Here is a 22779-nt window from a genome sequence, read left to right on the forward strand (position 1 = left end):
CGATGACAGAGCATAAGATCTCGATCGATCATATCGGCTTTCTCACTCCCGGAAACTACGCGAGCGACGATCCCTTGGCGGGGCTGGAGCAGACTCTGCGCCTGCTCGAATATGGCGAGAGGCTCGGCTTCGCCAGCGCCTGGGTGCGGCAGCGCCACCTGGAGCCCGGCATCTCGTCGGCGGCCGCCTTTCTGGCGGCGGCGACCCAGAGAACCGATCGCATTCAGCTCGGCACGGCGGTGATCCCGATTGGCTATGAGAACCCCTACCGGTTGGCCGAGGACCTTTCGACCGTTGACGTGTTGTCGCGCGGCCGCCTGAATATCGGCCTGAGCGCGGGCCGCCCGCCACATGTGGACCTCATCGGTCCGCTCGCCTTTGACGGAGACTGGTCTGCCAGCGATTTCTCCCATCAGCGGGTTCTGCGTTTTGCAGATAATCTGCGCGGGGCATTTCTCGGCGACGAGCATACCGTCATCAAGACACCGTTCGGCCCGCAGCGCCCACGGTTGCAACCCCATGCCAAGGGGCTTGTCGACAGGCTGTGGTACGGTGGCGGCTCCTTGCGCTCCGCCCGCTGGGCCGGCGAGAACGGCTTCAATCTCCTGATCGGCAACGTCACGACAGGCGAGCAGACCAACGACTTTTTCGAGGCGCAGGCACGCCAGCTCGAAACCTATCGGCAGGCTGGCGGCGCAGAGAAACGCGTCGCGCTCGGGCGCGTCATCGTTCCGCTCGATGGCGCCAACGCCAGCACCCGGCGCCGCTATCTCGACTACGCCGCCAGCCGGCATGAGCGCACGCTGACACCACAGGGCGAGCGGCGCACGCTGTTTGCCAGCGATCTCGTCGGTACGTCCGAGCAGATCCTCGAACGGCTGTTGGCCGATCCGATCCTGCCGCATGTGCGCGAACTCAGGCTCGAACTGCCCTACGAATTCGAACACGACGAGTATCGCCAGATCCTCGATGATGTCTTTACGCGCATCGCACCGGAGCTTGGCTGGTCGCCGACGAAGGGCGAGGCCGCTCGAACGCTGTCAGCGAACCCGGCGGCGGCTTAGGCCGCTGCCTACAATCCCAGATCCAAAACCCATGAGGCAGATCTGACAGTGACAAAAAGCATCGACTACTTCTTCTCGATCGGCTCGCCCTGGTCGTTCATCGGGCTTGAAGCCTTTGCGGCTCTCGCACGCCGGCACGAAGCGGCAATCACGCCCTACATGGCCACGGTGGTCGAGGAAAACGGCGGCATCTTCTCGCGCAATCGGCCGCAGGCGCGACGAGCGTACGGCACGCGCGACCTGAAGCGCTGGAGCCGTGTGCGGGGCAGGGAACTTCTGCTCGACGGCCGTCCGCCGCTCGCCGATCCCACGCCTGCGTCACGGATGGTGATTGCCACCTATCTCGACGGCAAGGACTGGTTCGCCTTGACGGAGATTTTGCAGGAAGCCTTCTGGGTCCGAGCCGAGGACATCGGCCGGTCAGAGGTGCGCGAGGCAGTAGCAACGCGCGCAGGCTTCGATGGCAGTGCCTTGCTTGCGCGGGAAAGTGCCGCAGACGTTGTCGAGAAATGGGCGTCCGATCGGGAGCATACTCTCAAGAGCGGCGTCTTCGGGTTCCCGACGTTCGGCTATGACGGCGAGATTTATTGGGGCCAGGACAATCTGCCGTTTCTGGAGCAACACCTGCAAGGCGAGCGGCCTTAGGCATCGGCGGGCGCGGAGATCGAGCGCTCGCGGCACGCCGTCGGATCACTTTTCCAAGCCTGGTACGATCTTTGGGTCGAGGTTCCTTTAATCCACTGTTTAACTCGATAATTTTCAGGATGCTTGAAGCCGAGCAGTCGAATGAAACCTTTTCCGTTGTTTGCGCATTTCCTAGACAACGATGGCTTTTGATGAGGTGTGCCATGAGTGTCCTGCGGCAATATGAACGCCTGAGCGCGATCCGAGATGTCCTGCAAGGCAAGCTTGAGCTTTACGAAGCGCGGGATTGTTTCGGGATCGATGATTTCGAAGACGGAACAACGAACGAACTTCGAGACCGCATCGCAGAGCTTTCGGACGAGATTTCCAATCTCAACCGTCGGCGCGAACGGTACGAAACCTGGTGATTTCGATTGCGGCTGAAGGCTGAAACCAACGCCACGACACAGGAAAGCCATGACCATCGAAATCAATTCGCGTATCGCCGGCCACCCGATCAACCCGCTCTTTCTCGAGCGTTGGTCGCCGCGCGCCTATGCCGGAGCGGAGATCTCCGAAGCCGAGCTGTTCGGCATCCTGGAGGCGGCGCGCTGGGCGCCGTCGGCCTATAACGCCCAGCCCTGGCATTTCATCTATGCCCGCAGAGGCACCGAGCATTGGGACAAACTGTTCGGCATTCTCAACGCATTCAATCAAAGCTGGGCCAAGGAGGCTTCCGCACTGATCTTCGTGCTGTCGAAAACGTCGCTGCTGCCTCCTGGCGCCAGCGAGGAAGTGCCTTCCTATACGCACTCGTTTGACACAGGGGCCGCATGGGGTGCGCTCGCGCTGCAGGCCGCCTATTCCGGTTGGCAGGCGCACGGTATGGCCGGCCTCGACTACGACAGGGCGCGGACCGAGCTTGGCGTGCCGTCCGATTACCGCGTTGAAGCCGCCGTGGCGATCGGCAGGATCGGCGACAAGGCGCAATTGCCCGAGGGGTTGCGGGAGCGCGAAGTGCCGAGCCCGCGGAAACCCCTGACGGAGATCGTGTCCGAGGGTCGTTTCGAGCGGTCTTGAACGCATTGCTCCGATGACTTTGCCGAGGGCGGGTCTCGCCCTCGGCCGCAATTCGGCTGACAGGTCACAATTGCCGTCTTACCTCAAAGTGGCTCTTCAATGGGTGTGTCATGGCCGGACGCGCCGTGCAGGGTCGCACCTGAAAACAGCTCGGAACCATAGGCCTGCTGCGCAACGATCGACGGAAAGCTCACGTCCCGGACGTCGAAGGACGGCATCAGGCTCATCATCGGAAGGATGCGCTCGAACACAGCACCGCCGAGCGGGGCGGCATTCCAGCCGGAGGTGCGGAAGCCATAGGTTTCCGGCAACCCTTTGGGCTCGTCCAGAATGGTCAGGAGCAGATAGCGCGGATCGTCGGCCGGAACGACACCCATGAAGGACGTGAGATTGAGATCCTTGGCATAGCGTCCAGCGACGACCTTTTCGGCCGTGCCGGTCTTGCCGCCGATGAAATAACCTTTGACTTCGGCCTTTCGCGCCGATCCGGTTCTGGCATTGAGGCGGAGCAGAAAACGCATGGCCTCGCCGGTTTCCGGCTTGATGAGGTCGGCGGCCAGCACCCGCTCTTCGACATCAGAGCCTTTGATCAATGTCGGCCTGATCAGGCGCCCGCCGTTGACGAGGGCCGCAACCGCAATGCTCGCCTGCAGCGGCGTCACGGCAATGCCGTGGCCGTAGGATGCGGTTGCCGTATCGATCTCGCGCCAGGAGCGCGGCAGTTGCGGATGCGCGCTCTCCGGCAACTCGGTCGTCAGTCGCGACATCTGTCCGAAACGAGAGAGAAAGGCGCGGAAGTTCTCAGGGCCGAGCGCGATCGCCATCTTGGCCATCGCGATGTTGGAGGAATAGATGAAGGCTTCCGGCAGGCTGAGCGGCCGGTATTTCCCGCGATAATCGCGGATGCGGAACCGGCCGAAGGCCAGCGGCCTGCTGGCATCGATGACGGAGCGGATGTTGAACTGCCCTGAATCGAGCGCCATGGCCGTCGTCAGGGCCTTGAAGGTGGAGCCCATCTCGAAGGTGGCGGCGGCAATGCGGTTGATACGATCAGGCTTCAGCGCATCGGCGGGGGTGTTGGGGTCGAAATCCGGCGCGGAGGCAAGCGCCAGCACTTCACCATTGGTGATATCGAGCACCAATCCGGCACCGGCCTTTGCCCCGAATTTCTCGATCGCCTTGGCAAGCTCGATCTGCAGCGCGTGCTGGATTCGGATGTCGAGCGTCAGCGTGACGGGCTGCAGGTTCTGATGGGAGAGGTCCATGCCGGTCTGGCGCAACACGTCCAGGCCCTGGCTCTCGATCCATTTTTCGATGCCGGCAATGCCGATATTGTCGATATCGACAGTGCCGAGCACGTGGGCGGCAAGCGAACCATTGGGGTAGACACGCCGCTTTTCCCGCTGGAAGCCGACGGCCGGAATGCCCGCGTCCCAGAGCGCCTGCTCCTCAGCCGGTGTCACCTGACGCTTGATCCACGCGAAGGGCGCCTTGCTTTTCAGCCGCTGGTGCAGTTCGCGAGCATCGAGATCGGGGAAGATGGCCGTCAGCTTTTCCACCGCCTCGTCGACGTCGACGATGAAGCGGGGCTCGGCATAGACACCGGAGCTTGGCACATCGATCGCCAGCAGATTGCCGTTGCGATCCAGGATCGAAGGGCGACCGACCGAGGGGCGCTTCGGCACATAGCCGGTGGTCTCGATTTCGGCCGTGCCGAGCTGGATCAGTCGCCCGAACATCGTTAGGAACACGACGATAAACACGGCTATCAGAAAGAGGATGCGCTTGCGGCGATCCGCGCGCGATTGAAGCCGTTGCACCATATCAGTAGAGCCCGCCGGTATTGCTGAGCAGCTTCTGCCGCAATTCAGGTGTTAGGCCCTGGTCGGCGCCGTTGGCCGGCAACTCGGCCATCTCCTTGTCGTCCATGACGGCGCAACCGCCGTCGCAGGGGCCGGTTCCCGGCTTGAAGGCTTCGAGGATGGCGCCTTGCGCGCCGTCCTGCGCGGGCCGCCCCGTCTTTCTGTCGACTGTCTGGAAGGACATGCCGGGCGGCGGATGAAAATCGGCCGCCGGTTTTCCCTGAAGTGCCACCTTCATGAAGTCGATGAAGATCGGTGCGGCGAGACCGCCACCGGTTTCGCCGTAACCCATCGGCTTCGGCGTGTCGTAGCCGAGGAAGACGCCGGTGACGATATTGGGGGTGAAACCCACGAACCAGACGTCCTTCTCGTCGTTGGTCGTTCCGGTCTTGCCGGCGATCGGGACACCCAGCGTGGCGACATTTCTGGCGGTGCCTCTTTCCACCACGCCACGCATCATCGAAGTGATCTGATAGGCCGTCATCGGGTCGAGCACATAGTCCCTGATGTCGACGAGATCAGGCTCTTCCTGGTTTTCCCAGGCAAGCGCATTGCAGTCCGCGCACTGGCGGCTGTCTTGCCGGTAGATCGTCCGGCCATATCGATCCTGAATACGGTCGATCATCGACGGGGTTATGGCCTTGCCGCCATTGGCGATGACGGCATAGGCGGAAACGAGCCGCAGCAACGTCGTTTCGCCGGCGCCCAGCGCCATCGGAAGGTAGGTGCGAAGCTCGTCGTAAATGCCGAAGCGCTTGCCGTAGTCGGCGACAAGGTCCATGCCAAGATGGCGAGCAAGGCGCACGGTCATCAGGTTGCGGCTGTTTTCCAGCCCCGTTCGCAGGGTCGAAGGACCGCTGAAGCGCCCATCATAGTTTTTCGGCCGCCATGTCTTGCCGGTGCCATCAGGGATGGCGATCGGCGCGTCCATGACGAGCGTGGTCGGCGCATAGCCGGTATCGAGTGCCGCGGCGTAGACGAACGGCTTGAACGACGAGCCGGGCTGGCGGTAAGCCTGGGTCGCGCGATTGAATTCGGATTGCGCGTAGGAAAAGCCGCCGGCGACCGCGAGCACCCGACCAGTGTTCTGGTCCATCGAGACCAGCGCTCCCTGCACCTGCGGCGGCTGGCGCAGGACATAGCCAGTCTCCTGCTTTTCGACATAGACGACGTCGCCCGGCTGCAACACGCCGTTGAGGGATGAGGCACAACGACGCTTGCCTTCGGCGAGCCGGCACAGAGCCCAGGCTGTGTCATCGCGGTCGATCATGGCCGTGTCTGCGGCCCCCGTCGCCGTTTCTGGTCCTGACGGTCTGAGGCCGAGTTCGGCCTTGTCGTTGCTTGCGGAGAGGACGACTGCGAGCTGCCATTCCGGAACGTCCGAGAGCGGCTGACGTTTGGCGAGCGCCTGCTGCCACCCTTCAAGCGAAGGCAGGCGGGTGATCGGCCCCCGGTACCCCTTTGCCTGGTCGTAGCCAACCAGTCCCTTTCGCAACGCCCGCATGGCCGCTTGCTGCAGCCGCGGATCGAGTGTCGTGCGAACCGAGAGCCCGGCAGTGTAAAGCGCTGCCTCGCCATAGCGGGTGCCTAACTGGCGGCGCACCTCCTCGGTGAAGTAGTCCGCCTTGTCGGCGGATGTCTCCTGTCGTTTCGGCCTGATGCTGAGGGGCGAGGCGGTGGCTGCGGCTGCAACCTCTCTGTCGATGACGCCGTTGCGGCGCATCTGCTCGATGACCCAGTCGCGCCGGGTGACGGCTCGGTCCGGATGGCGATACGGGTCATAATTGTTCGGCGCTTTTGGTAGGGCGGCGAGATAGGCCGCTTCGGCCACCGTCAGTTGATCGACCGGCTTGTCGAAATAGGTAAGCGCTGCCTGCGCGATGCCATAGGCGCCGAGACCGAGATAGATGTCGTTGAGATAAAGTTCCAGGATCCGGTCCTTGGAATAGGTCTGGTCGATGCGGATCGAAAGGATCGCTTCGCGCAGCTTGCGCTCGACCGTTCGATCGGAGGACAGGAGAAAATTCTTGGCGATCTGCTGCGTGATCGTCGATCCGCCAATCATGCGCCGGCCCGAGCCGTAGTTGGCGACATTCGACCAGAGCGCGGTGGCAAGACTCGTCAGGTCAATGCCCAGATGAAGGTAGAAGTTCTTGTCTTCGGCCGAAAGGAAAGCCTGCTTGACCCGGGCGGGAATGGCGCCGATCGGCAGGAACAGACGGCGTTCCCGGGCATATTGCGCAATCATGGCGCCGTCGCCGGCGTAAAGCCGGGTCGTGACCGCCGGCTCCCAGTTCGCCAGCGCCCGATGATCCGGCAGGTCTCGCGTCAGGGCCGCGGCGCAAAATGCCAGCCCGACGCCGAGAAGCGTTGCCAGATTGATCAGGGTTGCGAGCAGGTTTGCAATGAACTTCATGGCGGATGTCGGGGCTTTCGAATTTCGAAGGACATGGCTTCGCCATCCGATCCAAGGGAGCGGCTGACGCGCATCAGTTTGTGGCGTGAAGGCGGTGCGGGGCGGCGGATCGGGCCTAGAAGCCCGATGTTTCGCCTATCCCGTCGCGGCCGGTTCGTCGCCTCAGTCTCACCACTAAGGGCTGTGACATGCCGCCTTGGTCCGCTGCTGCGGCCGGAGCGGATGTGACGGTGCGAAACGTGTTGGGCGCGTGCCTATGGGGCGTTCAGTTGAGACGACACATGGTTGGGTCCTCCACGGGGAAGTATGTCTGAGGGGCCGGATCCTCGATATGTTGGCAGTCTCGTCCTGGCGAAACAGGGTGCCGACGTGAGTTCACCGTAAAGAGGTTGCACCGCAGCGGCAAACCACGTTTATTTGCAGGACCCATTAGCTGAATTAGGGCATCCATGGTCAGGCCATATCTCCCCCTCAATGCGCTGCGGGCCTTTGAGGCGTCCGCGCGACATCTGAGTTTTACCCGCGCGGCGATCGAACTGTGCGTGACGCAGGCGGCGGTCAGCCACCAGGTGAAGCTGCTGGAAAGCCGTCTCAACGTGACGCTGTTCAAGCGGCTGCCGCGCGGTCTGATGATCACCGCCGAGGGCGAGGCGTTGCTGCCGGTACTCCAGGATTCCTTCGATCGCATGGCCGATATGCTCGAACGGTTCGAGGGCGGCCATCTGCGGGAGGTGCTGATGATCGGCGCAGTCGGCACCTTTGCCGTCGGCTGGCTGCTGCCACGCCTTGCGGATTTTCAGGAAAAATATCCCTTCATCGATGTCCGGTTGTCGACGAACAACAATCGTGTCGACATGGCCGCCGAGGGGCTCGACTACGCCATTCGCTTCGGCAGCGGTTCCTGGCACAACATCGAGGCGACGCGGCTGTTCGAGGCGCCGCTTTCGGTGCTGTGCGTACCTGAGATTGCCGATACGCTGCGCCGTCCCGCCGATCTTCTGGGCCAGACGCTGCTCAGGTCCTATCGGGCGGACGAATGGGTGAACTGGTTTGCCGCTGCCGGCATCACCTATCCGGCGCCGCTGCTCAAGGGCGTCGTCTTCGATTCGTCGCTCGCCATGATGGAGGCAGCCGCCCAGGGCATCGGTGTGGCGCTTGCGCCGCCTTTGATGTTTTCCCGACTGCTGTCGAACGGCACAGTGCGGCAGCCCTTCGACGTCTATACCTCGATGGGGAGCTACTGGCTGACGCGGCTGCGGTCGCGCGCGCCGACACTGGCGATGTCCGCCTTCCACGATTGGCTGATGGCGGCGAAGGAGGATAACGCCGCCCGATTGCATGAGCCGGAGGCGAGCAACTCGGCATAGGCTGCAATGCGTTGGCGGGGGAGTGCCGTCAGCGAAAGGGGATCTGCTGGGAGCAACTCGATACTGAAGGTCAACCTGCGACCGGTGTGCCGAGCTATTCGCCGTAGCTGACGATCCATTCCGGCGGCTCTCGTTCCAGGCTGCCGTCAACGCGCACGTTCCTGTCCTTCGCCCAGCGGTAACCCCACATCGGACCGAATTTCGTCGCGTAGGACAGCGGTCGCCGATAGGCGGCGTCGGCCTGCGCCTTTTCGAGCGTTGTGAAACTGTAGCCGCTCTCTTCGAACAGCGACAGGATCCCCTTCATCGCGTCGGCATTCAGCCGGTTGACATGCAAGAGCATGATTGCCGGCGGCTCGTAGCCAAGGACCTGCTCGTTGAGACCGGCGTAATAGGCGATCTGCTGTTGGGTGTGCATCAGATAGGCCGTCCTGATGCGGTGGGCGGCTTCCGTGTCGTTTTCGGCAAGCGCGCGCTCATAGGCGCGGTCGAAGACGTAATCGGAGGTATCGATGGTCGAGGCGGCGATCGTGTAGTCAAGCTTCGCCGCAAGCCCCGCGATCGCCTTCTGCTTTTCCGTTGTGTCGCCGGTGTGATTGTAGGGAAACCGTAGGAAACGCAGCTGCTTGCCCGCCGCCTTTAGCGTTCGCCTCGTCGTCTTCTCGCCATCGACGATCTCGCGCTCGATGCCGGCGATGTCGAGCGTGTTGGTGTCCGCGTGCGAGAAGGTATGGTTGCCGAGCGTCAGCCGCGGGCCGGTCCAATCCTTCAGGATATCTTTCGCAAGCGGACCGATCGCGCGAACCTTGCTCTCCACGACAAAGCCGATAGCCGGCGCCTTGTGATCCCTGAGGGCGGCAAGAATGCGGGCATTCGCATCCTGGATGCTTTCGGACGACGGCTGATCTGTCCCGTCGGTGCCGGCATTGGCGTGGGGAAGATCATCGAATGTGATGGCGACGAATTTCTCCCGGGCGGTGCCGCTGGTTTCGGCATGGGCGTCGACCAGGAAGAAAACAAGCGCGAGCCAAGGCGTGAAGGCAAGCAGCATGAGGCGCCCGATCGCGCGGGCCCTTCGAACGCCTAGCCCTAACACTGCGTGCCGCAGGCGCCATGAAGCCTGGTTTCCATCATCATCGTCCCTCTTCTGCTAATCGAAATGAGATCGACCCTCGTACGCAAGGGTTGCATGAGCATTGCGTGGTCGGGATTTTCGGGCCAAGTGCCTGTGGCTGCTGGCCCCGACTGTCCAGGTTCATCGAAATGCAAATTATTCTAATGGCTGCCGCAAATTATCGTCGTTTGCCGACCCCGCCACGGCTCCTTAGGCAGGACGCGTCCGAGGTTCATGGAAACCAAATTCGAGATGCGGAGGCTTGTATGAGAAAGATGATGCGACGCGCGCTGGCGACGGTGGTCGCCACGGTATGCCTGGCGAGTGCGGCAATGGCTGATAACGCCGAATGGTCGCAGCCGACAAAGCCATTCCGCGTCGTCGGCAACATCTATTACGTCGGGACCAAGGGGCTGGCGGCCTACCTCATCACCTCAGGCAAGCAGGCCATTCTGCTCGACGGCACGTTGAAGAGCACCGCATCCCTTGTCGAGGACAATATCGCAGCACTCGGTTTCAAACGCTCCGACATCAAGATCATCGTCACGAGCCATGCGCATTACGATCATGTCGCTGGCGTTGCACAAATCAAGCGTGACAGCGGCGCCAAGCTCTATGCGATCGCGGCGGATCGCTGGGCACTGGAAAACGGCCTGCATGATGGTGAGACCACCTATAAGCGTGGAACCTTTCCGGCGGTGAAGGTCGATCATGTGCTTGACGACGGCGAAGTCGTGACGCTCGGAGACGTCAGCATGAAGGCGACGCTGACGCCCGGCCACACGCCGGGCTGCACCACCTGGTCAACGTCGGTGAGCGAGGCCGGGCGTGCGCTCAAGGTGGTCTTTCCCTGCAGCGTCACCGTCGCCGGCAACAAGCTCTTCGGCAACAAGCGCTATCCCGGGATCGTTGCCGACTTCGAGACCAGCTTCGACCGGCTGGGAGGCATGACGGCGGATGTGGTCCTGCCCGCTCATCCCGATATCGCCGACATTATCGGCCGCGCCGCGCGGCGGGATGCGGGCGAGGAAGATGCCTTCGTCGATCCGGCCTTGCTGGGCCAAATCGTCGAAAAGTCCCGTGCCGCCTTCAAGAAAGAGCTTGCACGGCAGAAGGCGAAAAAATGAGAAAAGGGCCGCGCTTGGCGTGGCCCTTTGCACATTGCGAACGAATCGGGCTCTTACTCGGCCATGAGACCGTCGAACACTTCGATCATGGCGTCGCTGATGGCCTTACCGAGTGCTGCTGCAGCAGCGGTCAGCGCCGTATCGTCCATGTCGCGTGCCGCCATGGCGAAAGACGCGCCTTCAGTCACGACGATTTCCTGTGCGCGCTGGATTGCCCAGAGGGCAAATTCGCTGCGGTCTGCGATTTCGACGGTGTCCATCGTAAGCTCCTGATCTGTTTGAGTGCAGCCTTATAGCCCTATCGGCCCTGCTGGGGATTGTCCGTGTGATCCTTTGGTGTGGAATCTCGAAAAAAATCATGCCACGCCGCAGTCTTTCACCCTCAGATCCGCTTGGTGCTGTTCTCTCCAAAAGCAATCGCCGGGGACTTCCGTTGCGGCTTAAAGATGAGTATTGGAGGAAGGAATAAAGTAGCCAAGACAGACCTTCCCGAAGACGGGCAACGCGATAATGACGTTTCAGCCGCGGATGCAGAACAAGATTGCCGGTTTCAAGATCCAGGGCGAGTTGCATCGCCGGGAATGGAACGGGATCATTGCCGACGTGTGGGATGTGGAATGCGACCCCCATGCCGGCGGCTACTACGTCTCGGATGATCCGCGGATGTTCATCGTTCTCGATGCGCGGGGTGGGAGCTGCTGCAACGTCAAGCTTTCCTCGCAGGCAAACGGCGCCGTTCAGAACTATCGGCAACAGGCGATCTCCTACATCCCCGCCGGCATGGAGATCTGGGCGGATGTGGTTGATGTCAAATACATCCGCCATCTCGATCTGCACTTCAACATCGACATCCTTAGCCGACGGCTGATGGAGGATCTCGACGCCGGCCAATGCGCCGTGCCACGGCTGATGTTCCACGACGAGCGGTTTCTCCAACTCGCCCGACTGATCGCTGCCGAATGCCTCAATCCGCAGCCACTACACGATCTCTACGGCGACGGGCTGACGCTGGCGCTGTTCATCGACCTGATGAAGCTCAGTCGCAGCAGCGCACGCAAGCGCAGCCAGCTCGCGTCATGGCAGTTGCGTCGGGCGGTGGAATACATCGAGGAAAACAGCCTTCGCAACATCCGGCTCGAGGAACTGGCTGGTCTCGCCGGGCTTTCGCAGTCCCATTTCAGCCACGCCTTCAAGGCATCGACAGGCGTGGCGCCGCACCAGTGGCAGACTAACGCGCGCATCGAGCGGGCCAAGCATCTGCTTTTAAAGAATGAAGCGTCGCTGACCGCGATCGCTGCCGAAACCGGTTTTTCGGATCAGGCACATTTCACCCGCGTCTTCCGCAAGGCAGTCGGAACGACGCCGGCTCTTTGGAAAAGAAGCCGTCTCGCCTGAGCAAATGCCTTCAGCCTTGAACAGTTGCCCGCACACATTTGCCCAAGAGCGTTCAACTTTCAGGGTTCGAAACAAGCCCCGTCCTAATAGTTGAGATAAACGGTCATCTTATCAGCAGTCAGAAAGTCGGGCCGCACGTCGTGGGGATGGCGGGTCCGGCATCAAAGGGCGACGATACGATGCAGCGTGATGGTGAAAGTGTGCGTTTGAGAAAATTCCTTGCGAGTGGCGTTGCCGGTATCGCCTTGCTCGTGTCGACGGCGGCGGTCGCCCAGGACGGTATCGCCACGAAACTCGAAAAGATCGAGGTGCAGGCACAGGGCTTACGCGACGAGGCCACCGGCCCCGTTGACGGTTACGTCGCCAAGGCGACGACGACGGGCTCGAAGTCGGCCACGCCGATCAGCGAAATTCCCCAATCCGTCTCCGTCATCGGTCGCGATGAGCTCGACGACCGCGGCGTGGTCAACAAGGTCGATGAGGCCCTGCGCTACACGCCGGGTGTGACGACGGAGCCTTTCGGCACCGATGCGGATACGGATTGGTACTACATCCGCGGTTTCGACGCGACGCAGACCGGCGTGCTCCTCGATGGTCTGACGCTTTTCAGCTTTGGTTTCGGCGGTTTTCAAATCGACCCCTTCATGCTCGAGCGGGTCGAAGTGCTGAAGGGGCCCGCCTCGGCGCTCTACGGCGGCGCCAACGCAGGCGGTATCGTCAGCCTGATCAGCAAGCGGCCATTCGATGAACCGCTCTATTATACCGAGATCGGCATCAACAACTTTGGCAATGCCTTCACCGGCTTCGATGTCAACGACAAGCTGACGGACGATGGCACCATCCGGTATCGCGTCACCGGCAAGATGTCGGGCGGCGATACCTACACCGATTTCTCCAACGATCTGCGCGGCTTCGTCCTGCCGCAGATCACCTACGCGCCTGATGATGCGACAAGCCTGACGGTCTACGGTGTTCTACAGGGCCTCGACCAGGTGCACGTCGGCAACGGCTTCCTGCCTTATGTCGGCACGGTCGTCGATGCACCCTTCGGTAAGATCGACCGCGATGCATTTTATGGTGAGCCGGATCTGGATACGGGCACCTATGTCCAGCAGATGATCGGCTATGAATTCACGCACGAGTTTGAAGGCGGTTGGCAGTTTAGCCAGAACCTGCGGTACGGCCATCTCTACAAGCATGAGAACGGCCCATATACCTTCGGTTACTACGATCCGAGCCTGCCCTTCCCGTCGTCGACAGTGCCGGCCACCCCCGACAATCTCCTTTATCGTCTGGGGTTTGAGGCGACATCGAAGGTCGATACCTTCGCCGTCGACAACCGTGTCGAAGGAGAATTCGAAACCGGGGCACTGGATCATACGCTGCTCGTTGGCCTGGACTACAAGTACTACCGGCTGGACCATGTGCAGGCTTCGTCGGCCGCTACACCCATCAGCGCAACGGATCCGATCTATGGTGCGCCGCAGCCCGCAAACGCCACCTATATCAATCAGGTGGTTACGCAGCAGCAGCTGGGCGTTTATGCGCAGGATCAGATCAGGTTCGGTCAGGGCTGGCTCGTCACGCTCAATGGTCGCTACGATTACGTGGACACCAACACCAAAAACGGCCCGACCTTCTGGGCTCCGACGCAAAATAACGCCTTCAGCTACAACGAAGGCGCTTTCAGCGGCCGCGCTGGCCTTGCCTATGAGTTCGACAATGGCCTGACCCCATATGTCAGCGTCGCGACCTTCTTCAACCCGATCGTCGCGGTGACAGCAACAGGCAATACCAAGCCGCAGGAAGGTGAACAGTTCGAAGTCGGGGTCAAATACGAGCCGACGTTATTCGACGGCGTGTTGACGGCATCACTCTATCAGTTGACCAAGCGCAATGCTCTCGTGACCGACCCGTTGACGAGCATTTCCACCCAGACGGGTGAGGTGCGTTCCCGCGGCATCGAGTTTGAGGGCAAGGCCAATATCAACGAAGATTGGAAGCTGATCGCCGGTCTTGATTTCATGGATCTCGAGGTGACCGAAGACGCGAACACGGCGTTGGTGGGAAAGACGCCATACCTTGTTCCCAACGCTCAGGCGTCGCTGTGGCTCGACTATACCGTGCCTTCAGGAGCGCTCGAGGGGGTCAGCCTTGGCGCCGGCGTCAGATACCAGGGGGGATCCTGGGCGGATGCGGAGAACACGCGCAAAGTCCCCTCGGCCGCATTGGTCGATGCGGCAATTCGCTACGAGAAGCACGATTGGGCGGCATCGCTCAACGTCTCCAATCTCCTAGACAAGGAATATGTGAAGGGGTGCCAGGGGCTTTCGGTGTGCGGCTACGGCGAAAGCCGCACGCTGACCCTGAAGCTCAGCAAAAAATGGTAACGACGGCATCACCTCTTTAGTTTGTATGTAAACGACGTCGGGACCGGCTGCCACCGGTCCCGACGTCGTTTACATTCTGGCAAATGCGTCGCTCGCTGCGCTTTCCAATGTCGGCTATTCCGTCGCCATCGGCTATAGATCATCCCATGAGAATCAATGCGATTACAAACTGGGCCTACGGGGTCACGGTCCTTTTGACCGGACTTTCCGGTGTAGCGTTCATCCTGTCGACGAACAGCGCGATCGAGGAGCGGCAGGCGGCCGAGCAGCATCTTGTGCTCGACACGCTTGGCGAGGATCTTGCGCTCGGCGCTGAGGAACGGAGCGATGCTGCCCGTCTGTACGTGATGCGCGGCGACCTGCGCCATCTCGAACGCTTCCATGGCAGGGAAGAGGAAGAGCGCGCTCACGAGGCGGCGATCAAGAACGTGCGGGAGGTCGGGGCGTCACCGGCCGAGTTGGCAGCACTTCAGGAGGTCGAGCGCGAGGTAGAGGCCCTCGACAAGATCGAGGTGGCGGCGATCGCCGCCTACCAGGAGGGCGATCAGGCAAAAGCGCAACAAGTGCTCTTCGGTCCGGAGCACGACCGTCTGCAGACGGCGTTGCTTGAAACGGTGGTCCGCTTCCGCGAACTGACCAAGGCCAGAACCGGCGCGGCACTGGAGCAGGCAAAGGAGCGAAGCGACTGGTTCGCCATCGCCGCCAAGACCATGCTCGCCATGACTGCGGCGCTCTTCCTCGGCGTCCTTTATTTCGTGCTCAAGCGGCGCGTGGCCATGCCGCTGGTGCGCATGACGGGCATCGTGACGCGGCTTGCCAAGCAGGATTACGACGTGGAAGTTCCGCTCGACCGTCGCCGGGACGAGATCGGCGAGATGAACGAGGCGATCCATATCTTTCGCACCAACGGGCTGGAGCGGGACCGGCTCGATGCAGAGCGCCGACTGGATCAGCAGACCAAGGACCTCATCCTGCAAATGATGCATCGGCTGCAGGCGTGCCAGATCCAGGAAGAACTGGCCGAGGTCGTAGCCCGGTTCGCACCGCAGATCTTCCCCAACCTTGCCGGTCATCTCTATGTGCTGAACGATAACCGCACGTCGCTGACGCGTGTCGGAACCTGGCTCGACCCGCAACATTCGGCCGATACTTTCCCTTCCAGTGCCTGCTGGGGGCTTCGCCGCGGCCGGCCGCATGTCAGCAATGGCGGGCAGGGCGATATTGCCTGCCAGCATCTGGACGAGAGCGATGTCGCTGGACTGTGCGTGCCGCTGACCGCTCAGGGCGATACGATCGGTTTGCTCTATTTCGAGGAACGCTCGCCCGAGCAGCCGGCCGTCGAGACGTCGCGGCTTTATCTCGAGCTGATTGCGGAAAATATCGGCCTGGCTGTGGCCAACCTGCAGCTGCGCGAGAAGCTGACCAACCTGGCGGTCCGCGACGCATTGACGGGCCTCCTTAACCGGCGCTGCCTCGACGAAGCGCTGAACAAGCAATTGCGGGAGCGGGCCGGCCGGCCGCTCGTCTGCCTCATGATCGACATTGATCACTTCAAACGCTTCAACGACGAGTTCGGCCACGACGCCGGCGATGTGGTGATGCAGTATGTTGCCCAGATCATGCTTGACGCGGCCGGCGAGCTGGGCGCGACCTACCGTTTCGGTGGCGAGGAGTTCACGATGCTGCTGCCTGAAATGAGCGAGGCGGCGGGCTTCGAATTCGCCGAGCGCCTGCGCGACAAGATCGGCACGACACCGCTTTCTCATCGCGGCCGTATCCTCGGCTCCGTGTCCGTGTCGATCGGTATTGCCTCGTCGCCACGCGAAGGCACGGTCGCGACGCTTCTGACACGGGCCGATGCCGCCTTGCTCGACGCCAAGGCGCGGGGGCGGAATATGACGGTTTGCTCGTCGGGCTTGGTTGTTACCTAAAACACGTTGTGAAGGAGCGCATTCCGCCGGCAACCAGGGTCCCCCCGTGCCGGCCACCGCGGGCGTTGTGCGATAAGGCGGTAGAGCCGTTTCCTATTTAGACGGAATCGAACAAGCGCTCTATCTCTTTGTTTTTACGCATTTCCTGACGGAAAACCGCTTCGCACTTTTCCTGGAAATACTCTAGTGGTGAATGCTCACGCCGTGTTTTTGCAGCAGTGCGACAATGCCCTCGTTTGGCAGGCTGTCGGTGACGAGCGCATCGACGTCGGCGAGCGAGGCAAGGCGCACGAGCGCGCGCCTGGAAAATTTGCTGCTGTCGACGGCAAGGATGATGCGTTCGGCCTGCTTCATTGCGGCGGAGACGGCGGCGACCTCAGCGTGATCGTCGTCGCCGATGTCGCCATCCTGGTCGATGCCGCTGACCGAGATGACGGCGATGTCGAACTTGAATTCCGGATGTAGTCGGCCGTCTGATCCCGCCATCGGCCGACGGTTTACTCTGCTACGAAGACCGTGTCGCCGTAAACCCCGGGGCGTCTTGTACACTGTTGCAAGCAAGCCGCACCGGTTGCACTTTGGCGCATGGCTAGATTTCCTCGCTTGGCGGTTGCGGGCGATTCGCCTATAAGTCGATCTCCGGCAACAGATCAGGGAGGTTTCAGATGCCAGCTTATTCTTTCTCCCTACGGGGCGGCGTACAGTTCTGAACGAGACGCTGGGGGGCTTCGGGCTCTTTAGCAGTTGCAAGTCAGGACCTTTCTCGCTGACTTTGGTCTTCCCTCGATGCGGAAGCTACCAATCCATTGATGCCGATCGGAAAACAGTTTCCCTTTCTCGGCATGTTTCATTGACCTGAATTTTGAGGCCAATGCTCCAGGCATTGGGCAATCGTTATGGCTTTTACTCGTTTCGCCTTGCGCGGCGGTGCGTTCCGCAGCGTTCTCGGTTTCACCTGGGTTCATTGGAAGCGCCAGCCGCTTCGCCTTGCCTTCATCCTCGGTGCCGTCCTGTTTTCGACGCTCGCGGATGTCCTGACGCCGCTTTACTCCGGTCGGCTGGTCGACGCGGTCGTGACCGGTGCTGCCTCCGACCAGGTGGCCTGGGACGCGGCCCTTGCGGCATTCTGGACGATGATGGCGCTGTCGCTCGGTGCCATCATTTTCCGGCATGTCACCTTCATGGGTGTCGTCGACCTGACGCTCAAGATGATGTCCGACATTGCCTCGGCGGCCTTCTTCCGCATCCAGCGCTTCTCGTCCGACTGGCATGCCAACAGCTTTGCCGGCTCGACGGTCCGCAAGGTGACGCGCGGCATGTGGGCGCTGGACCTGTTGAACGACACGCTGCTGATCGCGTTGTTTCCGTCGATCATCATGCTGGTCGGCTCGACCGCTTTGATGGCGTGGTACTGGCCGATGATGGGTGTCATCATCGGCGTGGGCTCGCTTGTCTTCATCGCTGCGACGGTCACGTTGTCGCTCGGCTACGTCGCGCCGATGGCACGCCTGGCCAACAGCTGGGATACCAAGCTCGGCGGTTCGCTTGCCGATGCCGTCAGCTGCAACAACGTTGTCAAAGGCTTCGGGGCCGAAAAGCGCGAGGATGCGCGGCTGGTCAAGGTGCTGGCCAAATGGCGGGACCGCACGGGCCGGACCTGGGTCCGCGGAACGGTGAACGGTACGACGCAGGGTGCCCTGCTGCTCGTACTTAGGGCGGCGGTCATCGGCTTTGCACTGTTTCTCTGGTCGCGCGGGCAGGCAACAGCCGGTGATATAACCTTCGTGTTGACCTCCTTCTTCATCCTGCAGGGCTACCTGCGTGAAGTGGGCATGCACATCCGCAACCTGCAGCGGTCCGTCAACGATATGGAAGAGCTGGTCGACATCCACGCCCAGCCGCTCGGTATCGAAGACAAGGCCGAAGCAAAGCCGATCCGCATCACCGACGGTCGCATCGAATTCAACGATGTGACCTTCCACTACGGCGCCCATCGCAAGCCGCTCTATGATCGGTTCTCGGTGACGATCCCGGCGGGCGAGCGTGTCGGCCTTGTTGGACATTCCGGCTCGGGCAAGACGACCTTCGTCAAGCTGATCCAGCGCCTGCATGACCTGAAGTCCGGCCAGATTCGGATCGACGGTCAGGATATCGCCGGCGTTGCCCAGGCTTCGTTGCGCCAGCAGATCGCGATCGTCCAGCAGGAACCGATCCTGTTCCACCGCTCGCTTGCGGAGAACATCGCCTATGCCCGGCCGACGGCCACGCAAGCGGAGATCGAAAAAGCCGCAAGGCTTGCGAGCGCTCACGACTTCATCACGGGCCTGCCGAAAGGCTACGGCACGCTGGTGGGCGAACGCGGGGTCAAGCTGTCGGGCGGCGAACGCCAGCGCATCGCCATCGCCCGGGCCTTCCTGGCGGATGCACCGATCCTCATTCTGGACGAGGCGACGTCGAGCCTCGATTCGGAATCGGAAGTGCTGATCCAGCAGGCGATGGAGCGATTGATGCTGGGTCGCACCACCCTGGTGATCGCGCACCGGCTGTCGACCGTACGCGCGCTCGATCGGTTGCTGGTGTTCAGCCACGGCCGCATCGCCGAGGAGGGCACGCACGAGGCACTCATCCGCCTCGACGGCGGCATCTACCGCGGCTTGTTCGAGCGGCAGGCGCTGGAACTGACCAAGGGCCTGGTCCTCAACGACAGCTAAGGCCGGGCGCAAGCCGCAAATGCCGAAATGCAAGGACGCCGGTACCTGAGTGTGCCGGCGTCTTGCGTTTCTTTATCTGTTATCCCGCGTCGTCAGTGATACCGCTTTGCGGGGGGGCGACGCTTGCCTACCGTCGCAGCCATGCGTCGATGCCGCGTGCCGCAGCACGACCCGTGGCGAAACAGGCGGTCAGCAGATACCCGCCGGTCGGCGCTTCCCAATCGATCATCTCGCCGGCAACGAAAATCCCCGGCAGCGCGGTGAGCATGTAGGCGTCATCCCTGGCGCTCCAACGCACGCCGCCCGCCGATGAAATCGCCTCGGCAATGGGACGGGGACGAAGGACGGCAATCGGCAGCGACTTGATGCGTTCGGCAAGCGCGTTCGGATCGGTGCGTGTGGCCTCGGGAACAATTTCGCGCAGCAAGGCCGATTTGACGCCCTCCAGGCCCGCACCTTTGCGCAGGCGATTGGAGAAGCTCATCTTGCCGTCTTGGCGCGCCAAGTCCTTGGCCAGCCGTTCGACCGTTCGTCCCGGAGCAAGATCGATTGACAATGCCGCAGAGCGCTGCATCTCCAGACGGTCGCGCAAATGCGCCGCATGGGCATAGACGAGGCTGCCCTCAATACCGTGACGGGTGATGACGAATTCGCCGGGGATCGTGCCTGCCTCTGAAGTCGCCGTCACCGATTTCAGCGCTTCGCCGGCAAAGCGCTCACGGAACGCATCGCTCCAGTCGACATCGAAGCCACAATTGGCTGGGCGGAAGTCGGTGACATCGACGCCGGCGTCTTTCAGAGCCGTCGCCCATCCGGCGTCCGACCCGAGGCGCGGGTAGCTTGCCCCGCCGAGTGCGAGAAGCGTGGCATCGCTGCGGACGGTCTTATGCCCATCCGGCGTGTCGAAGGTCAGTGTCTGACCGGCAAAGCCAGTCCATCGGTGCCGCGTCAGGATCCGCACGCCCTGCGCCTCAAGCCTCTTGATCCAGGCGCGCAGCAGCGGTGAGGCCTTCATCGCCTTCGGAAATACCCGGCCGGACGAGCCGACGAAGGTTTCGGTCCCGAGACCTTCCGCCCAGACGCGCACGTCCGCGGGCGTGAAAGCGTCGAGTGCCGGGCGCAACTGTTGCGACGCGGCGCTGAAGCGATCGGCAAAGCGCTCGAAATCCTCGGAATGGGTGATATTGAGGCCGGACTTGCCGGCAAGCAGAAACTTGCGCGCAACGGTCGGCATGCTGTCGTAGACCGTCACCGAATGGTTCTGCATAGACAGGATCTCTGCCGCCATCAGCCCGCTCGGCCCGCCGCCGATGATCGCGATTTCGCTTCGTTTCATGTGCCCGTCCGGCGTCCGATTCCGTTACGGGGACTCTTGGCCCGTCACGGCGCCTCGCGCAAGGCGGGACGAAGGGCGCGCTTCAATGCCTGCTCGCGGCGTTCAGACGTTTCTCGAGCCAGATGCTGTAGCGCGAGCCGGCAAAGCAGATGATGAAATAGACCGCGGCGGCGAAGACATAGGCTTCGGTATAGAAGCCGAGCCAGGTCGGATCCGTGGCCGAGGTCCTTGCCGCATTCAGGAGGTCGTAGATGCCGATCACCGCCAAAAGCGACGTGTTGAGCACGATGCCGATCGAAAGATTGACGATCGCCGGGATGACGGCGCGCAGCGCCTGGGGAAGGACGACGAGGCGGATCGTCTGGACATAGCCCAGACCAAGGGAAAGTGCTGCCTCCCGCTGGCCCCACGGCACCACCTGTAGGCCGGCACGGATGACTTCGGCGAGATAGGCCGAGAAGAACAGCGTTACGCCGATCTGTGCGCGCAACAACTTGTCGATGGCGGCCCCGCTCGGCAGGGCGAGCGGAACGATCAGCATGGCGACATAGAGCACTGCGATCATCGGCACGCCGCGCAGCGTCTCGATAAAGGTGATCGCTAGCGTCCGGACGATCCCCATGCTCGATTGTCGGGCAAGAGCCAGCAGGAGCGCGATCGGGAATGCGAAGGCGAGGCCAGCGATCGAGACGACCAGCGTGATCGGCAGCCCGCCCCAATTGTTGGTCGACACCACTGGCGGCGTCAACGTTCCCGCCATCAAAAGCCAGCTCAAGACGAGTGCGGCGATCCAGAGCGGCACAAGCCGGAAACTCCAGAACCGCGGCAGGGCGGATAACACCAGCAGGGCGAGCACGGTTATAACCACAAGGGCAGGGCGCCATTGCAGCACGGGCGGAAAGAACGCGAAGAGGATGAAACGCAGCTTGGCGCCGATGAAAGCCCAGCAGGCGCCGACCCCGTCAACCGCACAATCTGTCGCGGTTCCCGTCCATACCGCATCGAAAATTGCCCAACGGAGGAAAGGTTGGAGAAACCAGACAAAGACGCCGAGGGTAGCGAGCGTGATGAGGCTGTTACCCCAACCGCCGAAGAGGCCGCTTCGCCAGCGATGCCAGTCCGGCGCAACAGGTGGTGGCAGTTCGATATGGCTCATCGCCGTGTCTCCCCGCGAAGGACGATGCGGCTGTTGTAGAAGTTCATCATTGCCGAAACCGAGAGGCTCAGGGTGAGATAGACGGCGGCGATGATGCAGATCGCTTCCAGCGCCTGGCCGGTGGTGTTGGCGGTGGTGTTGGCGACGCTGACGATATCGGGATAGCCGATCGCCACCGCGAGGCTGGAATTCTTGGTGAGGTCGAGAAAGCTTGAGATCATCAACGGCGTGATGACACGCAACGCCTGCGGCAAGACGACGAGACGCATGATCTGCGCCGGCTTCAGGCCCAGCGCACGCGCCGCTTCCCATTGGCCCGATTTTACCGACTGGATGCCGCTCCGCACGATTTCGGAGATCGAGGCGGACGCGTTGACGACCAAGCCGATCAAGAGCGCGAAGAATTCCGGCGTCAGCGACAGGCCGCCCTTGATATTGAAGCCGCCCTTGGCTGGCAGATCGATGGTGGCAGCGAGGCCGAAAGAGGTGAGCGCGAGCGTGCAGACGACCAGCGAACCGAACACGGTCATGGTTGCCTTCCGCATATAGAAGGTCGCACCTGTCAGCAGGCGCCGGGCGAGCGACAGCGACGCGTAAGCCGTCAACAGGATGGCCGGCAGCCAGATCGCCCAGGAGAGGCCGTGTAGCGAAATGGACGGGACATAGACACCGCGATTGCTGAGATAGACGCTTTCCAGGAAGAGATAGGCGCCGCGCGGCGGCGGTAGCGCATGGATGATCGCGCTCCAGAGGAAGAGCTGCAGCAGCAGCGGCGTGTTGCGCAGCAGTTCGACATAGGCATGAACGAAGGTTGCCAGCAACAGGTTACCCGACAGCCGGGCGATGCCAAGGGCAACGCCAAGAAACGTGGCGAGCACACAGCCGACGACGGCGACCTTGACGGTGTTGGCTAGGCCCGCCGCAAGCGCGCGGGCGTAGGTGTCTCCCGCCGAATAGGGAAGCACGGTTTCGCCGATTTCGAAATTCGCCTGATGGAAGAGAAAGCCGAAACCCGGAGTGAGGCCCATGCGTTGCATGCTGTCGACAGTGTTGGAGCCGAAGAGCGCAAAGATCCCCAGCACGCCGATAAACAGGACGATCTGTTGAAAGGGCGAGGGGCCGAGCCAGGTGCGCAACCGCGAGGGAAGTCCGGGCCCTAGCGGGCCCGGTTGAAGAGTGGATGTCATCGCAGATACCGGCAAAGGC

Annotated in this window: 17 protein-coding genes and 1 pseudogene; 9 read left to right on the plus strand and 9 right to left on the minus strand. The window is 61.8% G+C overall.

What is annotated here, in order from left to right:
• Window positions 1-2 precede the first annotated feature (2 nt).
• Together ASD00_RS16135 and ASD00_RS16140 are read left to right on the plus strand one after the other, a co-directional pair.
• Window positions 3-1064, plus strand: coding sequence for an LLM class flavin-dependent oxidoreductase (locus ASD00_RS16135; protein WP_057207546.1), 1062 nt, complete (start codon window positions 3-5; stop codon window positions 1062-1064).
• Between the two features lie 48 nt (window positions 1065-1112).
• On the plus strand, window positions 1113-1709 hold the full coding sequence (locus tag ASD00_RS16140) for a DsbA family protein (RefSeq protein WP_025428367.1): 597 nt from the start codon (window positions 1113-1115) through the stop codon (window positions 1707-1709).
• Here the strand turns inward: ASD00_RS16140 and ASD00_RS42495 are convergent.
• Entirely contained in the window at window positions 1706-2173 is a 468-nt protein-coding gene (locus ASD00_RS42495) for a hypothetical protein (RefSeq protein WP_156407918.1), read from the minus strand. The genes ASD00_RS16140 and ASD00_RS42495 overlap by 4 nt on opposite strands.
• Here ASD00_RS42495 and ASD00_RS16150 point away from each other — a divergent pair.
• A complete protein-coding gene (locus tag ASD00_RS16150) occupies window positions 2166-2768 on the plus strand; it encodes a nitroreductase family protein (protein ID WP_025428369.1) in 603 nt (200 codons plus the stop codon). The genes ASD00_RS42495 and ASD00_RS16150 overlap by 8 nt on opposite strands.
• An 83-nt stretch (window positions 2769-2851) precedes the next feature.
• On the opposite strand, the gene ASD00_RS16155 is transcribed toward ASD00_RS16150, so the two are convergent.
• Window positions 2852-4591 (minus strand): penicillin-binding protein 2, encoded by a 1740-nt coding sequence (locus ASD00_RS16155; RefSeq protein WP_025428370.1) that lies wholly within the window; start codon window positions 4589-4591, stop codon window positions 2852-2854.
• 1 nt (window position 4592) lies between these two features.
• On the minus strand, window positions 4593-7046 hold the full coding sequence (locus ASD00_RS16160) for a penicillin-binding protein 1A (RefSeq protein ID WP_057207547.1): 2454 nt from the start codon (window positions 7044-7046) through the stop codon (window positions 4593-4595).
• Between the two features lie 449 nt (window positions 7047-7495).
• Between ASD00_RS16160 and ASD00_RS16165 the strand changes: the two genes are divergently transcribed.
• A complete protein-coding gene (locus ASD00_RS16165) occupies window positions 7496-8413 on the plus strand; it encodes a LysR family transcriptional regulator (protein ID WP_057207548.1) in 918 nt (305 codons plus the stop codon).
• A gap of 94 nt (window positions 8414-8507) precedes the next feature.
• Here ASD00_RS16165 and ASD00_RS16170 read toward each other — a convergent pair whose 3' ends face one another.
• A complete protein-coding gene (locus ASD00_RS16170; protein ID WP_057207549.1) occupies window positions 8508-9464 on the minus strand; it encodes a polysaccharide deacetylase family protein in 957 nt (318 codons plus the stop codon).
• Window positions 9465-9676: 212 nt separating this feature from the next.
• Here ASD00_RS16170 and bla point away from each other — a divergent pair, with 212 nt between their 5' ends.
• Window positions 9677-10654 carry a subclass B3 metallo-beta-lactamase gene (gene bla / locus ASD00_RS16175; protein ID WP_244496065.1) on the plus strand — a complete coding sequence of 326 codons (978 nt, stop codon included), beginning with the start codon at window positions 9677-9679 and terminating at the stop codon, window positions 10652-10654.
• Between the two features lie 53 nt (window positions 10655-10707).
• Here bla and ASD00_RS16180 read toward each other — a convergent pair whose 3' ends face one another.
• Entirely contained in the window at window positions 10708-10914 is a 207-nt protein-coding gene (locus ASD00_RS16180) for a hypothetical protein (RefSeq protein WP_057207551.1), read from the minus strand.
• 250 nt (window positions 10915-11164) lie between these two features.
• Between ASD00_RS16180 and ASD00_RS16185 the strand changes: the two genes are divergently transcribed.
• From ASD00_RS16185 to ASD00_RS16195, 3 genes are all read left to right on the plus strand, one after another.
• Window positions 11165-12049, plus strand: coding sequence for an AraC family transcriptional regulator (locus ASD00_RS16185; RefSeq protein WP_057207552.1), 885 nt, complete (start codon window positions 11165-11167; stop codon window positions 12047-12049).
• Window positions 12050-12228: 179 nt separating this feature from the next.
• On the plus strand, window positions 12229-14439 hold the full coding sequence (locus ASD00_RS16190) for a TonB-dependent siderophore receptor (RefSeq protein ID WP_057207577.1): 2211 nt from the start codon (window positions 12229-12231) through the stop codon (window positions 14437-14439).
• A 146-nt stretch (window positions 14440-14585) separates the two neighbouring features.
• Window positions 14586-16370, plus strand: coding sequence for a diguanylate cyclase (locus ASD00_RS16195; RefSeq protein ID WP_057207553.1), 1785 nt, complete (start codon window positions 14586-14588; stop codon window positions 16368-16370).
• 183 nt (window positions 16371-16553) lie between these two features.
• Here the strand turns inward: ASD00_RS16195 and ASD00_RS16200 are convergent.
• Window positions 16554-16823, minus strand: a pseudogene (locus ASD00_RS16200) (glycerol-3-phosphate transcriptional regulator protein); the annotation flags it as partial.
• A gap of 443 nt (window positions 16824-17266) precedes the next feature.
• On the opposite strand from ASD00_RS16200, the gene ASD00_RS16205 reads away from it, so the two are divergent.
• A complete protein-coding gene (locus ASD00_RS16205) occupies window positions 17267-19081 on the plus strand; it encodes an ABC transporter ATP-binding protein (RefSeq protein ID WP_025428386.1) in 1815 nt (604 codons plus the stop codon).
• A 127-nt stretch (window positions 19082-19208) separates the two neighbouring features.
• Here the strand turns inward: ASD00_RS16205 and ASD00_RS16210 are convergent, their stop codons facing one another.
• The 3 genes from ASD00_RS16210 to ASD00_RS16220 form a co-directional block, all read right to left on the minus strand.
• Window positions 19209-20417: a TIGR03862 family flavoprotein gene (locus tag ASD00_RS16210; RefSeq protein WP_057207555.1), complete on the minus strand. Its 1209-nt coding sequence runs from the start codon at window positions 20415-20417 to the stop codon at window positions 19209-19211.
• An 82-nt stretch (window positions 20418-20499) separates the two neighbouring features.
• Window positions 20500-21573, minus strand: coding sequence for an amino acid ABC transporter permease (locus ASD00_RS16215; protein ID WP_057207556.1), 1074 nt, complete (start codon window positions 21571-21573; stop codon window positions 20500-20502).
• Entirely contained in the window at window positions 21570-22760 is a 1191-nt protein-coding gene (locus tag ASD00_RS16220; RefSeq protein WP_057207557.1) for an ABC transporter permease subunit, read from the minus strand. The genes ASD00_RS16215 and ASD00_RS16220 overlap by 4 nt, the downstream gene beginning before the upstream one ends.
• Between the last annotated feature and the right edge of the window lie 19 nt (window positions 22761-22779).

Source organism: Ensifer sp. Root31, from assembly GCF_001424825.1.
Classification (GTDB): domain Bacteria; phylum Pseudomonadota; class Alphaproteobacteria; order Rhizobiales; family Rhizobiaceae; genus Ensifer; species Ensifer canadensis.

Coding starts and splice junctions, on each gene's coding strand:
- ASD00_RS16135 (WP_057207546.1), top strand. CDS start 3: ATGACAGAGCATAAGATCTCGATCGATCATATCGGCTTTCTCACTCCC.
- ASD00_RS16150 (WP_025428369.1), top strand. CDS start 2,166: ATGACCATCGAAATCAATTCGCGTATCGCCGGCCACCCGATCAACCCG.
- ASD00_RS42495 (WP_156407918.1), bottom strand. CDS start 2,173: ATGGTCATGGCTTTCCTGTGTCGTGGCGTTGGTTTCAGCCTTCAGCCG.
- ASD00_RS16155 (WP_025428370.1), bottom strand. CDS start 4,591: ATGGTGCAACGGCTTCAATCGCGCGCGGATCGCCGCAAGCGCATCCTC.
- ASD00_RS16160 (WP_057207547.1), bottom strand. CDS start 7,046: ATGAAGTTCATTGCAAACCTGCTCGCAACCCTGATCAATCTGGCAACG.
- ASD00_RS16165 (WP_057207548.1), top strand. CDS start 7,496: ATGGTCAGGCCATATCTCCCCCTCAATGCGCTGCGGGCCTTTGAGGCG.
- ASD00_RS16170 (WP_057207549.1), bottom strand. CDS start 9,464: ATGCTGCTTGCCTTCACGCCTTGGCTCGCGCTTGTTTTCTTCCTGGTC.
- bla (WP_244496065.1), top strand. CDS start 9,677: ATGCAAATTATTCTAATGGCTGCCGCAAATTATCGTCGTTTGCCGACC.
- ASD00_RS16180 (WP_057207551.1), bottom strand. CDS start 10,914: ATGGACACCGTCGAAATCGCAGACCGCAGCGAATTTGCCCTCTGGGCA.
- ASD00_RS16185 (WP_057207552.1), top strand. CDS start 11,165: ATGACGTTTCAGCCGCGGATGCAGAACAAGATTGCCGGTTTCAAGATC.
- ASD00_RS16190 (WP_057207577.1), top strand. CDS start 12,229: ATGCAGCGTGATGGTGAAAGTGTGCGTTTGAGAAAATTCCTTGCGAGT.
- ASD00_RS16195 (WP_057207553.1), top strand. CDS start 14,586: ATGAGAATCAATGCGATTACAAACTGGGCCTACGGGGTCACGGTCCTT.
- ASD00_RS16205 (WP_025428386.1), top strand. CDS start 17,267: ATGGCTTTTACTCGTTTCGCCTTGCGCGGCGGTGCGTTCCGCAGCGTT.
- ASD00_RS16210 (WP_057207555.1), bottom strand. CDS start 20,417: ATGAAACGAAGCGAAATCGCGATCATCGGCGGCGGGCCGAGCGGGCTG.
- ASD00_RS16215 (WP_057207556.1), bottom strand. CDS start 21,573: ATGAGCCATATCGAACTGCCACCACCTGTTGCGCCGGACTGGCATCGC.
- ASD00_RS16220 (WP_057207557.1), bottom strand. CDS start 22,760: ATGACATCCACTCTTCAACCGGGCCCGCTAGGGCCCGGACTTCCCTCG.